This window comes from Amycolatopsis sp. cmx-4-61 (genome assembly GCF_046548775.1).
Classification (GTDB): Bacteria; Actinomycetota; Actinomycetes; order Mycobacteriales; family Pseudonocardiaceae; genus Amycolatopsis.
The window spans coordinates 638,902-651,703 of sequence record NZ_JAEBEI010000002.1 but is presented as its reverse complement, the minus strand read 5'-3'; the positions used below and the strand labels follow the sequence as shown (position 1 = coordinate 651,703).

The window sequence follows — 12,802 nt, the reverse complement described above, 5'->3', positions numbered from 1 at the left end:
CCAGGAGCACACGTGCGGCACTACCTCATGGTCAGACCGCGGTACTTCGACGTCGAGTACTCGATCAACCCGTGGATGGATCCCGGCAAGCCGACCGACACCGAGCTGGCGATCGCGCAGTGGGAGTGGCTGCGCGACCTCCACCTGGACCTCGGGCACCGGGTGGACCTGCTCGACCCGGTGCCCGGACTGCCGGACATGGTGTACGCGGCCAACGGCGCCACCGTGGTGGCCGGCCGGGCGCTGATCGCGCGCTTCCGCCACCGCTTCCGCCGCGGGGAGTCCGCGGCGTACGCGAAGTGGTTCGCCGACCACGGATACGACGGTGTGCGGCAGGCGCGGTGGCCCAACGAAGGCGAGGGTGACTTCCTGCTCGCCGGCTCCCGGATCCTGGCCGGTACCGGCTTCCGGACCGACCGCCGGGCGCACGAAGAGGCCGCGGCGTTCTTCGGCCTGCCGGTGGTGGGGCTCACGCTGACCGACCCGCGCCACTACCACCTGGACACCGCACTGGCGGTGCTGGACGACGAGACGATCGCGTACTGGCCGGAGGCTTTCACCGAGGACAGCCGGCGGCGGCTCGAGCAGCTGTACCCGGACGCCGTCATCGCCTCCGCCGCCGATGCCGCGGCGTTCGGCCTGAACGCCGTTTCCGACGGGCGGCACGTCATCCTGCCCCAAGCCGCCACGCGGTTGAGCGCGCAGTTGCGGGAACGCGGCTTCGAGCCGATCGGCGCCGACCTGTCGGAACTGCTCAAAGGGGGCGGCAGCGTCAAGTGCTGCACGCTGGAACTGCGTCAGTCAGGAGAACCGCAGTGAGAAGACCGAAATCCGCCCTCGTCGCGCTCGCGGTGCCGCTGCTCGTGGCGACGGCCGTGCCCGCGGTGTCGGCGCAGCCGCGGCCCACCGCGGAGTTTGACGTCCTGGCCCGCGAGGGTACGACGTGGCTGCGGTCGGCGAGGCCGTCCGCGCGGCGGGCGGCAGCGTCGTGGCCATCAACCCCGCGGTCGGCCTGGTCACCGCGACCGGGCCCGCCGGCGGTTTCCTCGAGCGGGTTTCGGGCGCCCGCGCGGTCTTCGGGGCCGCCAGGGCGAAGGTCATCGGTACCGTGCCGAAGGACCGCCGGGCCGTGGCGAAACCGGACGCCGTCGAGGCCGAACCCGGCGGCACCACCGCCTCGCGGCCGAAGGCGGCTTCCGCCGGCCTCGATCCGCTGGACACCCGGTTGTGGGGCTTGAAGTCGGTGCGGTCGGACCTCGCGCGCACGGTGCAACCCGGCGACAGACGCGTCAAGGTCGGGGTCATCGACTCCGGGATCGACGGCAGCCACCCCGACCTCGCCCCGAACTTCGACGCGGCCGACTCGCGCAACTTCACCAAGGACATCCCCTACGACGTCAACGGCGCGCCCGTCGACGGGCCGTGCGAGTACCGCGGCTGTGTGGACCCCGTGGACGTCGACGACAACGGGCACGGCACGCACCTCGCCGGCACCATCGCCGCCGCGGCCAACGGGTTCGGTGTCTCCGGGGTCGCGCCGAACGTGACGCTGGTGAACCTCCGCGCCGCGCAGGACTCGGGCCTGTACTTCCTGCAGCCGACGGTCGACGCGCTGACCTACGCGGGTGACGCGGGCATCGACGTGGTGGACATGTCCTTCTACATCGACCCGTGGCTGTACAACTGCGCGGCGAACCCGGCGGACTCGCCCGCCGAACAGGCCGAGCAGCGGACGGTCATCGAGGCGACGAAGCGGGCGTTGGACTACGCGCACCGCAAGGGCGTCACGATGGTGGTGGCGCTGGGCAACCAGCACAGTGATCTGGCCGCCCCGCAACCGGACGCGACGAGCCCGGACTACCCGGCGAACAGCGCGCACCCGCGGACCATCGACAACGCGAGCTGCCTGACCCTGCCGCTGGAGGGCCCGCACACGATCGGTGTGGCCGGTTTCGGGCCGTCGCAGGCGAAGGCGGACTACTCGAACTACGGCCTCGAGCGGATCTCGGTGTCGGCGCCCGGTGGGTACAAACGCGACTACTTCGGCACGCCGTGGTACGACAGCCGCGAGAACGAGATCCTCTCGACCTACCCCCGCAACGTCGGCGTGGCCGCCGGCTACATCGACGCCGCCGGGAACCTCACCCCGGCCGGGGTCGCCATCGGCATCGAGAAGCAGACGGCCGCCGACGGCCGCACCGGCTACTACCGGTGGCTGCAGGGCACCTCGATGGCAACCCCGCACGCCGCGGGCGTCGCGGCCCTGATCGTGTCGCAGTACGGCCACCCGGCGCGCGGCGGGGGACTGGGGCTCGACCCGGACGTGGTGAAGCGGATCCTGGAGGAGACGGCGTCGAAGATCCCCTGCCCGGTCCCGCGCACGGTGGACTACCTCGACGAAGGCCGCGACGCTTCGTACACGGCCACGTGCGCGGGCGACGCATCCTTCAACGGCTTCTACGGCCACGGCGCCGTAGACGCCTGGTCGGCGGTCACCCACGGCAGACCGTGAGCGGCTGTACCGGCCGACGGTTTCCGAGCACTTCACCCGCGACCCCGCGGGGCACGACCTGCGGGGTGCCGGTCGCCTTCTGACCGACCCGGACGAGCCGAGCCACGCCCGGTCGCGCGGTCTGGGCCGCGAGCCGGTCGAGGTGGGGGAGGGGCGGCGGCGGAGTCCGCGGCACGGGCGACGCTGGCAGCTTTCGCCGTGGCCCGTGAGTGGTTGGGGAGTGCCCTTTCCTGCCGGACCCGAAGTAAGGGCAGCTACCGATCGCGGTGCAGGACCAGGTGCTCGTGGTAGAGGATGCCGTCGCGGATGTCGCCGGTGGCGGTGAAGCCGAGGTCGTCGGTGTAGTCGAGATGGGTACCGGTGACGGTGTAGCGGCCGGTGTAGGCGCGTTTGCGGCCGTCGCGTTCTTCCTCGTAGCGGCCGTCGGGGAGCAGCTCCTGGCGGATGCGGCCGTCGGCCGTGACCCACATGCCGACGTAAGGGTGTGCGCCGGTGCCGGGCGTGGCTTTGGCGAGCATGGTGGCCGACATCGCCAGGAGAACAGCTGGAGCTTGAACATGGTTTCCGGGCCTTTCCAGAGCGTTGGTGGCGGAGGGAAGTCAGTCGCGCGTCAGGGAGCGCCACTTGGTCATACGGTGGCGGAGGTCCACCGTGGAGGCGTTGGCGGAGCAGGTGCCGTCGCCGCGGTGGTGGAACTCGCCCGCTCCCCGTTTGCCGGCATCGAACCAGGCGCGGACGCCAGTGAGGATCCACAGGTTGTGCTCGTCCACGAGCCGGTCGTCGGCGACCGCGCACTCGATGTTGGCGAAGCACTCGGTGACCAAGGGCGCGCCTACCACGGCTCCGGGGGTGGGGGTGAAGCCGAATCGGCGCGTGCGCGCCGTGGGCGAGGGGCATGTTGAAGCCGTTGGTCATCAGGTTGGCGCGCCGGCCGTCGAAAGTGGACACCATGATGACCGGGCCGGGCTCGATCAGCCGGTGCACGTTGTCCAGGGGGTATTCGGTGAAGCCCGCGGGTTTGCTGTTGGTCATGGCCGGAAGCCTTTTTCGTGGAGTGGATGGGGGTCGGTGAAGGCGAACACCGGTTCGCCTTCACCGACGGGGCGCGGTCGCCGCATGCGCCTAGATGGCCTGGGCGGTGGGCAGGATGGTGATTTCGGTGAGGTTGACGTGCCGGGGAACGGCGGCCATGAACGCGACCGTTTCGGCGATGTCGGCGGACTGCAGCACGTCGATCTGCTCGATCAGGTCGGCCATCAGCTTGCTGGCGTCCGGGTCGGTGACGTGGTCGGGCAGCTCGGTGTCCACCATGCCGGGTTCGATGGTCGCCACGCGGACGTTCTTGCGGCCGAGCTCGACGCGCAGCAGCCGGGTGAGCTGGCTGATGTAGGCCTTCGTGCCCGAGTAGACCGAGAACTTCTCCAGGATCCGGGTGGCCGCGATCGAGGAGGTGGTGATCAGGTCGGCGGGCTTGCCCGCTTCGGCGGCGGCGATCAGATGCGGCACGAAGGCGCCGATGACGTTCATGACGCCGGTGACGTTGAGGTCGATCTGGCGCTGCCAGTCGTCCTGCCGCAGGTCGGTGATGGGGCTGACGAGCTGGACGCCGGCGTTGTTGAACACGAGGTCGACCGGGCCGAGCTGGTCGGTGACCTGTCGCGCGGCGGCCTGGACGGCTTCGCGGTCAGTGACGTCGACGGGCACGGCGATGGCGGTGCCGCCGCCGGTCCGGATGGTCTCGGCCAGCGCGTCGAGCTTGTCCTTGCGCCGGGCCAGCACGGCGACCTTGGCGCCGAGTTCGGCCAGGCGGGTGGCGGTGGCGGCGCCGATGCCGCTGGAGGCGCCGGAGACGACGGCCACGCGGCCGGCGAGCGGGGTGTCGGTGAGCAGGGCAGCAGACATGATCATTCCTTTTCCTGCAGGGGGGAGCCGAGCGGTCAGGCGGCGGCGTCTTCGTGGGCGGTCGCGGCGGACTTGTCCCGCCACGGCGCCAGGTCGCGGTCGATCTGAGTCAGCTTGACCTGCAACCGCTCGAGGGTGTCGGGGCCGAGGTACAGGTGGGTGGGCAGGGTCTCCCCGGCGGTGACCTCGTGGATCAGCGCGGCGCTCTTGACCGGGTCACCCAGCTGGGTGTGGTTGGCGGTACCGGCCCAGTCGAGCGTCACGTGCGCCGGGGTGCCGTCGTAGTCGGCGATGCGCTCGGCCGCGAGCGACAGCGAGCTGGTGTCGAGGAAGTCGGTGCGCAGCACGCCCGGCTCGACCACCATGGACTGGATGCCGAACGGCGCCAGCTCGGCCGAGAGAGCTTCGCTGATGCCGGCGACGGCGAACTTCGACGCGCTGTACATGCTCACGCCCGGTTCGCCTTCGAAGCCGGACCGCGATCCGATGTGGACGAGCTTGCCGGATCCCTGGCGCCGCATGACGGGCAGCACCGCGCGGGTCATGTTGACCAGGCCGAAGACGTTGAGGTCGAACAGGGACCGCGTCTCGGCGTCGGTGATCTCCTCCAGCGCGCCGAGCAGGCCGCGGCCGGCGTTGTTGACCAGCACGTCGATGCCGCCGAACCGCTCGGTGGCGGCCTCGACCGCGGCCGGGATGGCTTCGGCATCGGTGACGTCCAGCTCGACGACCAGCGCGTTCGCCGCCGACTTCAGGTCTTCCGGGACCCGGCTGGGGGTGCGGACCGCGACCACGACGTTGTCGCCGCCGCGCAGTGCGGTGCGGGCGATCTCCGCGCCGAGGCCGCGGGATGCTCCGGTGATGAACCAGGTGGCCATGACGATCTTGTCCTTCCGGCTGTGCTCCGTGTGCGGCGAGCGGTTCTCGCTGCTGACAAACCGAGTTTGTCCTGGTAACAGTGCCGGAAGAAGGCCGTGGGTTTCCTGGGAAGAACGCACCCAGGCTAGTCGGTCGAGGCCGCCGCGAGTGCGCGCAACTGTTCGAACGCGGCCGCGGTCGGGGACGCGGGCTCGGCTTGGTAGACGACGAGCTGCTGGCTCGCGGTGCCGCTGACGGTGAAGGTGGCGAACTCGATGTGCAGCTCACCCACCCGCGGGTGACGCAGGTGCTTGCTTTCCTGAGTCTTGGGTTTCACGTCGTGCCGGTCCCACAACCGCGCGAAGTCCGGACTGCGCGCCGACAGCTCGGCCACGACCTGGGCGATGCGCGCGTTGTCGGGGTCGTGGCCGTAGGCGGCGCGGAGTTCGGCCACGCAGGAGTGCGCCGCCCGCTCCCACTCCCGGTAGAACTCGCGCCCGGCGGGATCCACGAAGACCATGCGCGCCAGGTTGTCCGCCGGAGTGAAGGCTTCGTGCAACGCGGCGGCCATCGCGTTGGCGGCGAGGATGTCCAGCGCGGGCCCGACCACGAACGCGGGCGAGCCGGTCCAGCCGTCCATCAGCTGCCGCAGCTGGGCGCTGACCGGCAGGCCGTCGGAGTGGCGCCAGACTCGTGCCTCCGCGGGCCGGACCAGCAGCCACAGGTGCTCGGTCGCGGCGGCGTCGAGCTGCAGCGCTCGTGCCACCGCATCGACGACCGGGGCCGACGGGCTGGACTCGCGGCCCTGTTCCAAGCGCATGTAGTAGTCGCTGCTCATCCCGGCCAGCATCGCGACCTCTTCGCGGCGCAGGCCCTTGACGCGGCGGCGGCCGTGTTCGGGCAGCCCGACGTCCGAGGGCGTCAGCGCTTCGCGGCGGGCGCGCAGGAAGTCGCCCAGCGGGGTGCCGGTCATGATCGTTGCCTCCGCGGTCGTGAACGGTTTCCTCGCGGGATCTCAACCCGCGAGGCGGTCTCCCGTCAACCGCGGGGTGGCTGGGTGTGACGCACCCAGGCTGCGGGCCGTCCCGTTGCTTACTCTCGATCGCATGGAAGGTGAGCGCAACCCGGCGCTGGGGGAGTTCCTCCGCGCCCGTCGTGCTCTCCTGCGGCCCGAGCAGGTCGGGTTGACCGGCGGGGACCGCCGCCGTCGCGTCCCCGGGCTGAGCCGGGACGAGGTCGCGCGCCGGGCCGGGCTGAGCCCGGGGTACTACGCCCGGCTGGAACGGGGACACGGCCGCCCGACCCGCCGGACGGTGGCAAGCCTGAACCGGGCTCTGTGCTTGGACGAGACGGGCGCGCTCGAGCTGCACCGGCTCGCCCGCCCCACGGTGGACCGGCGGCCCCGCGGGCACGCCGAGCGCGTCAGCCCGTCCGTGCTGGCCCTGCTCGACGACTGGACCGCGGCCCCGGCCTACGTCCTGGGGTGGTCGAACGACGTCCTGGCGCGCAACGCCCTCGCCGTCGCGCTCCACAGTGGTTTCGTCCACGACGACAACCTCTTCCGCATGGTCTTCCTCGACCCGGCCGGCCGCCAGTTCTTCCGCGACTGGACGACCGCGGCCCGCGCCGCCGTCCACGACCTGCGCCGGGCGACCCGGTACGCACCCGACGACCGGCGGCTGCGGGAACTGATCGGCGAGCTGTCGATCACCAGCCCCGAGTTCCGCCGGCTGTGGGCCGAGGGCGAACGCCGCGGCACCATCCCCTCCGGCAGGCACTTCTTCCACCCCAGCGTCGGTGAGCTGGAGCTGCGCACGGAGGTCCTGGCGATCGCGAGCGCCCCGGGCCAGCGGCTGGTCGCCCAGCCGGCGGAACCGAGGTCACGGTCGGCCGACACCCTGACGTTGCTGAGCACCCTCGTCATCTGACCGCCGGAGTTCAGCGCAGCACGGATTGCAGCCAGCGCAGCGTCTCCGGTCCGGCCGGGTCGGAGATGTCGTTCTGGTCCGGGTGCTTGCGCAGGTAGGCGACGACGAGCGGGCACACGGGCACCACCCGGGTGCCGGAGCGGCGGATGTCGTCGAGGGCGCCGGCGACCAGGGTGCTGCTCAGGCCGCGGCCGGAGAAGGCGTCGGAGATCTCGGTGTGGTACATGATCCGCCGCCCGTCGTGGTCGGCGAAGGCGGCGAACCCGGCGAGGTCACCGTCCACAGTGATCTCGTATCGGCTCTCGGTGTCGTTGCGGCGCACGGTGGTTGTCATGGTCTCTCCGATCAGGATGGTGACGGTTTTCAGAAGGTGATGACGACCTTGCCGCGGACGCGCCGCGCGGCGAAGTCCAGCAGCGCCTGCCGCACTTCGGCGAAGGGGTATTCCGCTCCGATCCCGATGGACAGCGCGCCGGTTGCGGCCTGCTCGGCGAGCTCGGCCAGCCGGCCGGCCGGGGTGGTCGTCCCGGTGTATCGGGCGCGGACGTCCCGGTCGAACGCGGGCGGCCCGCCGAGCGGGGAGACGACCAGGCCGCCGGGCTTCGCGGCCGCCGCCGAACCGGCCAGGGCGGGGCCGGCCTGGGCCAGGTCGAGCACCACGTCGGCGCCCTCCGGTGCCCAGTCCCGCACGCGTTCGGCGACGTGCTCGGCGCGGTAGTCGATGAAGCCGTCCGCCCCCAGCGTGCGGAGGTGGTCCTGGTCGCCGTCGCGGCCGGTGGCGAGCACGGTCGCACCGGCGCGCTTGGCGAGCTGGACCGCGTAGCCGCCGAGGCCACCGGTGGCGCCGACGATCAGCACGGTGGCGCCCGGACCGAGCTCCGCCTCGTCCAGCAAAGCGGCCGCGGTGAGCGCCCCGGTCGGGAGCGCGGCGCCGTGTCGGGCGTCCAGTGCGGCCGGCCGCAACGCGGCGGAGTCGTCCGCGCGCACCAGGGCGTACTCGGCGAAGGCGCCGGAGGGGACGCCGTTCCACGCGAGCACCGTGTCCCCGGCCCGGAAGCGCTCGACGCCGGGGCCGACGGCCTCGACCACGCCGCTGACGTCGACGCCGGGCACGAACGGGTGCGCCACCGGGAGCGCGTCCCGCATCGCGCCGGTGATCAGGGCGACGTCGACGGGGTTGACGGCAGCGGCTTCGACCCGCACCAGAACCTGTCCCCTGCCGGGTTCGGGCCGTGGCACCTCGGCGATCTCCAGTTTCTCCAGCGGTCCGTAGGTACGGGCGAGCAGGGCCTTCATCGGTGGTCTCCTTCGAAGTCGGACAGGGGCTTCACGGCCAGGACGCGCTTGCCGCGGATGTGCCGGGTGGCCAGGTCCCGGTAGGCGTCGCGGACCTGGTCCAGCGGGTAGACCGCGGCGATGGGGACGGTGATCTCGCCCTTCGCCACGAGGTCCGCCAGCGCGGCCCAGATCGCCGGGTCGTCGGCCTGTTCCTGCGCGGCCGAGTGCACGCCGTGGCGCTGGACCGCGAGGCCGTCGGCGATGGTGTTGATCCGGTCCGGGCGGACGCCCAGGGAGAGGGCGACGGCCACGTTGCCCGCGCCGAAGGTGTCCACGTACCCGTCGATGCCGTCTGGTGCCGCGGCGCGCAGCCGGTCGGCCAGCCCGGGACCGTAGGCCACGGGCCGGACGCCGAGGTCGCGCAGGAAGCCGAAGTTGTCTTCGCTCGCGGTGCCGATCACCGTGGCCCCGCGCAGCCGGGCCAGCTGGGCGGCGAGCACGCCGACCCCGCCGGCCGCGGCCGAGACGACGACCGTCTCCCCGGGACGCGGGCCGACGGCCTCGATCCCGGCCCACGCGGTGGCGCCGGCCCCGGCGATGCTCGCCGCTTCGGCCCACCCCAGCCCGGCCGGTTTGGCGGTGAGCGCGCTGGGACGGACGACCACGAAGTCGGCCTGAGCCGCGCGGGGCGAAGCCGAGGACCTCGTCCCCGGTCGCGAACGCCGTCACGCCGTCGCCGGTCTCGGCGACCCGGCCGGCGAAGTCGTTGCCCTGGCCCTCGGGGAACCGCGCGGGCCAGATACCGGCCAACACGCCCTCCCGGATGCCGATCTCGCCCGGGTTGAGGGCCGCGGCGACGACGTCGACGACCACCTGGCCGTGGCCGGCGCGAGGTCGCTCGACCTCGGCGATCTCCAGGACCTCGGGACCGCCGTAGCGGGAGAACCGCACTGCTCTGGGCGTGGTGGTCACGTCAGCGCGCCGAGCTGCTGCAGGACCGAGTACAGGTTGGCGACGCCCCAGTGCTCGGTGATCTTCCCGTCGACCACGCGCATCGCGTCGACGGTCTCGAACTCGACGTGTTCGCCGGTCGCGGCCAGGCCGAGGAACTCGCCCCGGTGGGTGCCCGAATAGGTCTTGTACGTGGTCACTACGTCGCCGTCGACGGTCTGCCAGTGGATCTTCGCCGTGAAGTCGGGGAACGCCGAGCGCAGCGCGTGGTAGAGGACGCGGACGCCGTCCTTGTCCGGGGTGGTACCCGGCTGCGGCGTGTGGTCGACGAAGTCGTCCGCGAACAGCTCCTCGAAGAGGGCGAAGTCGCCGCCGGACTGCACGCATTCGGTGTTGCGGCGCACGACTTCCTTCGCGTCGGTGCGCAGGGAGGCCAGTGCCCGGCTCCACGCGACCACCTGGTCCAGCAGCGCGCTGACCGCAGCGGTGTGCCGCTCGGCGGGGGTGAAGGTGGTGAAGTCCGTGAAGTCGGTGAACAGCGAGAGGGCCACCTGATTGCGGACGTCGGCGACCTGCAGCTCACCCATGACCAGCCGGAGGTGTTCGACCGCGCGGGTGCCGCCCGCGCTGCCGTAGCTGACGAACCCGGCCGCCTTGTTGTTCCACTCGCCGTAGAGGAAGTCGATGGCGTTCTTCAGCGCGCCCGACGTCGAGTGGTTGTACTCCGGCGTGACGAAGACGTACCCGTCGAACGAGGCGATCTTCGCCGCCCACGCTTTCGTGTGCTCGTGCGCGTACTGCCCGAGCGACGGGGGAGCGGCCTCGTCCAGGTGCGGCAGCCGGTACTCGGCGACGTCGACCAGTTCGAACTCGGCGTCACCGCGAGCCGCGGCGATCTCGTGGACCCAGCGCGCCACCGCTTCTCCGTTCCGGCCCGGGCGCGTGCTGCCCAGGATGATCGCGATGCGTGTCATGCCCTCTCCCCATTTTGATGATGTGTCCACAAATTAGCCGCGCTTTGATGATGCGTCAACAAAGCGGTAGGCTGCCGGCATGGCTGACGTCCGATGGCTCGACGACCGTGAAGCCCGGCTCTGGCAGGCGTACCGGGGGCTGACCCGCGAGCTGCAGCGCGCCTTCGATCAGCAGCTGGAGCGCGACGCGGGCCTGTCGGGGGCGGAGTACGCCGTGCTGGCGCCGGTGTCGGAGGCCGACGACGGGGTGGTCCGGATGCGCGAACTCGGCCGCCAGGTCGGCTGGGACCGCAGCCGGTTGTCCCACCAGGTCAAGCGGATGGAGAAGCGGGGCCTGGTGGCTCGTGAGGACTGCGCCGAGGACGCGCGGGGCGCGATGGTCCGGATTACCGCCGCCGGCCGCGCGGCGATCGAAGCGGCCGCTCCGGAACACGTCGCCGCCGTCCGCCGCCACTTCTTCGACCGGCTCTCCGAGCGCGACCAGGCCACGCTGACCCGGCTGTTCGAGCGCCTGCTCGACGGGCACGGCTAGTCCCGCGCGGCGAGCAGCGTCACCGGCCTGGTCCGCGTCGCCGACCAGGCCGCCGGCAGGGTGCTCATCCCGGTGAGCACCCCGGCGCCGGCGACCACGCCGAGGACCAGCGTCCAGGGCACGACCGCCGTCGCGCTGCCGGTCACCGCCGCCGTGGCGGCCAGCGTCGCGAGCAGCGTTCCCGCCGCGGCCAGCAGGCCCAGCACCAGGCCCGCCGCGGTGACCGCGGCCGACTCCAGCAGTGCGGCCCGGAGCACCTGACGCCGCGTCAGCCCGGTCACGCGCGCCGCGGCAAACTCGCGCCGGCGCTCCCCGGTGGCGATCACCACCGAGTTGACGACGCCGATGGCGGCAAACAGCCCGCCCAGTCCCATGACCACCAGCAGCACCCCGTCCGTGGTGCTGTTCTGCACCGCCGCGTTCCGCGCCAGCCATTCGGCCACCGGCAGCACGGTGCCCAGCCGCGCGGCCACTTCCGTGCGATCGGCGGTGGGGGCGACGGTCACGAAAGTCCGTTCCGAAGCCCCGGCGAGGAGGTCGGCGGGCAGCAGCCCCCGCGGCAGCAGCAGGGCCGGACCGCCGCCGGCGCCGGCCGGGACCTCGGCCACGACCGGAAGCCGGCCCAGATCGACGTCGCCGAAGCGGATGCCGATCGCGTCCCCGGCCGCCACGTCGTCCCCGCCCGGCCCGGCCACGGCGACGCGTCCGCGCAAGGCCGCCAGCGAGCCGGAAGCGGGATGGACCCGCTCGTAGGCCACGGGATCCACGAGGAGCGCCGTCCGGGTCTCGGTGTAGGCGAGGTCCCCGGTGCCGACGGTGAGCACCACCGGTACCTCCGTCTCGGTGGAGGCCGCCGCCACGCCGGGCACGCCGGCCGCGACGGGCCCCGCCACCACGAAGTCGGCCACGGTGTCCCGCGCGGTCTGGCGCTGTCCCGCGTCGGCGAAGGACGCCATCGCCGTCGCCTGCCCGAGCACCAGGCCGGTCAGCACGATCACGGGCGCGGCGATCGAGGTGCTGCGCCGGACGCCGTCGCGCAGGTTCGCCGCCGCCAGCCGGGCAAGCACACCTCGCGCGGGCAGCGCTCTCGCGAGCGCGGGCAGCAGGACCGGGCAGGCCGCGGTGAACGCCAGCGACGCGCACACGCTCACCGAGATCGCCATGGCCTGCCCGCCTGCCGCGCCGCCCACCGGGGCCAGCACGACGAGCGCGACCGCGCCCGCGGCGGACACCGCGAACAGCCACCAGCGCCCGCGGGTCATCACCCGGGCCGCGGAACCGTTCTCGCGCAACGCTTCCAACGGCCGGACGGCCGCCGCGCGGCGCGCGGCCACGAGCACCCCGGCGACCGCGAGCGCGACACCGGAGCCGAGCGACGCCGCGAAAACCCACGGCAGTACCGGGGCCGCAAAGTCCGCCGGGACGAACCCGAGGTCCCGCAGCATCCGCGTCTGCGCGGCCAGGACGCCGAGCCCGGCCGGCATCCCGCCCACCGTGCCGAGCAGCACGGCCTCGCCGGTCAGCACCCGGCGCAGCTGCCGCCGCGAGCCGCCGACCAGGCGGAGCAGCGCGAGGTCACGCCGCCGCTGCGCGACCGTGAAGGCGAACGTCGAGGCGATGACGAACACCGCCAGGAACGCTCCGAACCCCAGCGTCACGCCCATCAGCGCCACTCCGGTCTCGCGGGCGGCCGCGACCGACATCGCTTCCAGCGCGGACGCACCCGGCGCGGGCCGCAACCCGGCGACGGCCAGCAACAACAGCAGGGACGACTGCACGAGCGCGACCCCCAGGCACGTCGTCACCAGGGCACCGAGGAACAACGGCCACCGCTCACGGAACCCGGCCCAGCTCAAGCGGAGCATCG

Annotated in this window: 11 protein-coding genes and 4 pseudogenes; 4 read left to right on the top strand and 11 right to left on the bottom strand. The window is 72.5% G+C overall.

The window, feature by feature from the left end; genetic code table 11:
• Nucleotides 1-6: 6 nt before the first annotated feature.
• Together ddaH and ACLJOU_RS11545 are read left to right on the top strand one after the other, a co-directional pair.
• Nucleotides 7-819: pseudogene (gene ddaH / locus ACLJOU_RS11550) on the top strand (dimethylargininase); the annotation flags it as partial.
• A pseudogene (locus ACLJOU_RS11545) lies at nt 816-2,512 on the top strand (S8 family serine peptidase). The pseudogenes ddaH and ACLJOU_RS11545, both read left to right, overlap by 4 nt.
• A gap of 254 nt (nt 2,513-2,766) precedes the next feature.
• On the opposite strand, the gene ACLJOU_RS11540 reads toward ACLJOU_RS11545, so the two are convergent.
• The 5 genes and pseudogenes from ACLJOU_RS11540 to ACLJOU_RS11520 all read right to left on the bottom strand — a co-directional run bounded on the left by ACLJOU_RS11540 (nt 2,767) and on the right by ACLJOU_RS11520 (nt 6,245).
• Complete coding sequence (locus ACLJOU_RS11540) at nt 2,767-3,042, bottom strand: Atu4866 domain-containing protein (RefSeq protein ID WP_410566303.1); 276 nt, start codon at nt 3,040-3,042, stop codon at nt 2,767-2,769.
• 69 nt (nt 3,043-3,111) lie between these two features.
• Nucleotides 3,112-3,381, bottom strand: a pseudogene (locus ACLJOU_RS11535) (flavin reductase); the annotation flags it as partial.
• Nucleotides 3,382-3,634: 253 nt separating this feature from the next.
• Nucleotides 3,635-4,414: an SDR family oxidoreductase gene (locus ACLJOU_RS11530; RefSeq protein WP_410566300.1), complete on the bottom strand. Its 780-nt coding sequence runs from the start codon at nt 4,412-4,414 to the stop codon at nt 3,635-3,637.
• Nucleotides 4,415-4,449: 35 nt separating this feature from the next.
• On the bottom strand, nt 4,450-5,292 hold the full coding sequence (locus tag ACLJOU_RS11525; protein WP_410566297.1) for an SDR family NAD(P)-dependent oxidoreductase: 843 nt from the start codon (nt 5,290-5,292) through the stop codon (nt 4,450-4,452).
• 125 nt (nt 5,293-5,417) lie between these two features.
• On the bottom strand, nt 5,418-6,245 hold the full coding sequence (locus ACLJOU_RS11520; protein ID WP_410566294.1) for a helix-turn-helix transcriptional regulator: 828 nt from the start codon (nt 6,243-6,245) through the stop codon (nt 5,418-5,420).
• Nucleotides 6,246-6,378: 133 nt separating this feature from the next.
• On the opposite strand from ACLJOU_RS11520, the gene ACLJOU_RS11515 reads away from it, so the two are divergent.
• Entirely contained in the window at nt 6,379-7,200 is an 822-nt protein-coding gene (locus ACLJOU_RS11515) for a helix-turn-helix domain-containing protein (RefSeq protein ID WP_410566291.1), read from the top strand.
• Between the two features lie 10 nt (nt 7,201-7,210).
• Here the strand turns inward: ACLJOU_RS11515 and ACLJOU_RS11510 are convergent, their stop codons facing one another.
• From ACLJOU_RS11510 to ACLJOU_RS11490, 5 genes and pseudogenes are all read right to left on the bottom strand, one after another.
• The gene (locus ACLJOU_RS11510; protein WP_410566288.1) at nt 7,211-7,534 is read right to left on the bottom strand and encodes a GNAT family N-acetyltransferase; all 324 of its coding nucleotides are present in this window, start codon (nt 7,532-7,534) and stop codon (nt 7,211-7,213) included.
• A 29-nt stretch (nt 7,535-7,563) separates the two neighbouring features.
• The gene (locus ACLJOU_RS11505) at nt 7,564-8,496 is read right to left on the bottom strand and encodes an NADP-dependent oxidoreductase (protein WP_410566707.1); all 933 of its coding nucleotides are present in this window, start codon (nt 8,494-8,496) and stop codon (nt 7,564-7,566) included.
• Complete coding sequence (locus ACLJOU_RS11500; protein WP_410566285.1) at nt 8,493-9,143, bottom strand: zinc-binding dehydrogenase; 651 nt, start codon at nt 9,141-9,143, stop codon at nt 8,493-8,495. Before ACLJOU_RS11500 ends, ACLJOU_RS11505 begins: the two co-directional genes overlap by 4 nt.
• 91 nt (nt 9,144-9,234) lie before the next feature.
• A pseudogene (locus ACLJOU_RS11495) lies at nt 9,235-9,351 on the bottom strand (NADP-dependent oxidoreductase); the annotation flags it as partial.
• Between the two features lie 95 nt (nt 9,352-9,446).
• The gene (locus ACLJOU_RS11490) at nt 9,447-10,403 is read right to left on the bottom strand and encodes an NAD(P)H-dependent oxidoreductase (RefSeq protein ID WP_410566282.1); all 957 of its coding nucleotides are present in this window, start codon (nt 10,401-10,403) and stop codon (nt 9,447-9,449) included.
• Between the two features lie 79 nt (nt 10,404-10,482).
• On the opposite strand from ACLJOU_RS11490, the gene ACLJOU_RS11485 reads away from it, so the two are divergent.
• Nucleotides 10,483-10,935 (top strand): MarR family winged helix-turn-helix transcriptional regulator, encoded by a 453-nt coding sequence (locus ACLJOU_RS11485; protein ID WP_410566279.1) that lies wholly within the window; start codon nt 10,483-10,485, stop codon nt 10,933-10,935.
• On the opposite strand, the gene ACLJOU_RS11480 is transcribed toward ACLJOU_RS11485, so the two are convergent.
• Nucleotides 10,932-12,800, bottom strand: coding sequence for an FtsX-like permease family protein (locus tag ACLJOU_RS11480; RefSeq protein ID WP_410566276.1), 1,869 nt, complete (start codon nt 12,798-12,800; stop codon nt 10,932-10,934). The genes ACLJOU_RS11485 and ACLJOU_RS11480 overlap by 4 nt on opposite strands.
• Nucleotides 12,801-12,802 lie beyond the last annotated feature (2 nt).

What these genes read in the sequence shown, in the direction of transcription:
- ACLJOU_RS11540 (WP_410566303.1), bottom strand. Translation starts at nt 3,042, where the DNA reads ATGTCGGCCACCATGCTCGCCAAAGCCACGCCCGGCACCGGCGCACAC.
- ACLJOU_RS11530 (WP_410566300.1), bottom strand. Translation starts at nt 4,414, where the DNA reads ATGTCTGCTGCCCTGCTCACCGACACCCCGCTCGCCGGCCGCGTGGCC.
- ACLJOU_RS11525 (WP_410566297.1), bottom strand. Translation starts at nt 5,292, where the DNA reads ATGGCCACCTGGTTCATCACCGGAGCATCCCGCGGCCTCGGCGCGGAG.
- ACLJOU_RS11520 (WP_410566294.1), bottom strand. Translation starts at nt 6,245, where the DNA reads ATGACCGGCACCCCGCTGGGCGACTTCCTGCGCGCCCGCCGCGAAGCG.
- ACLJOU_RS11515 (WP_410566291.1), top strand. Translation starts at nt 6,379, where the DNA reads ATGGAAGGTGAGCGCAACCCGGCGCTGGGGGAGTTCCTCCGCGCCCGT.
- ACLJOU_RS11510 (WP_410566288.1), bottom strand. Translation starts at nt 7,534, where the DNA reads ATGACAACCACCGTGCGCCGCAACGACACCGAGAGCCGATACGAGATC.
- ACLJOU_RS11505 (WP_410566707.1), bottom strand. Translation starts at nt 8,496, where the DNA reads ATGAAGGCCCTGCTCGCCCGTACCTACGGACCGCTGGAGAAACTGGAG.
- ACLJOU_RS11490 (WP_410566282.1), bottom strand. Translation starts at nt 10,403, where the DNA reads ATGACACGCATCGCGATCATCCTGGGCAGCACGCGCCCGGGCCGGAAC.
- ACLJOU_RS11485 (WP_410566279.1), top strand. Translation starts at nt 10,483, where the DNA reads ATGGCTGACGTCCGATGGCTCGACGACCGTGAAGCCCGGCTCTGGCAG.
- ACLJOU_RS11480 (WP_410566276.1), bottom strand. Translation starts at nt 12,800, where the DNA reads ATGCTCCGCTTGAGCTGGGCCGGGTTCCGTGAGCGGTGGCCGTTGTTC.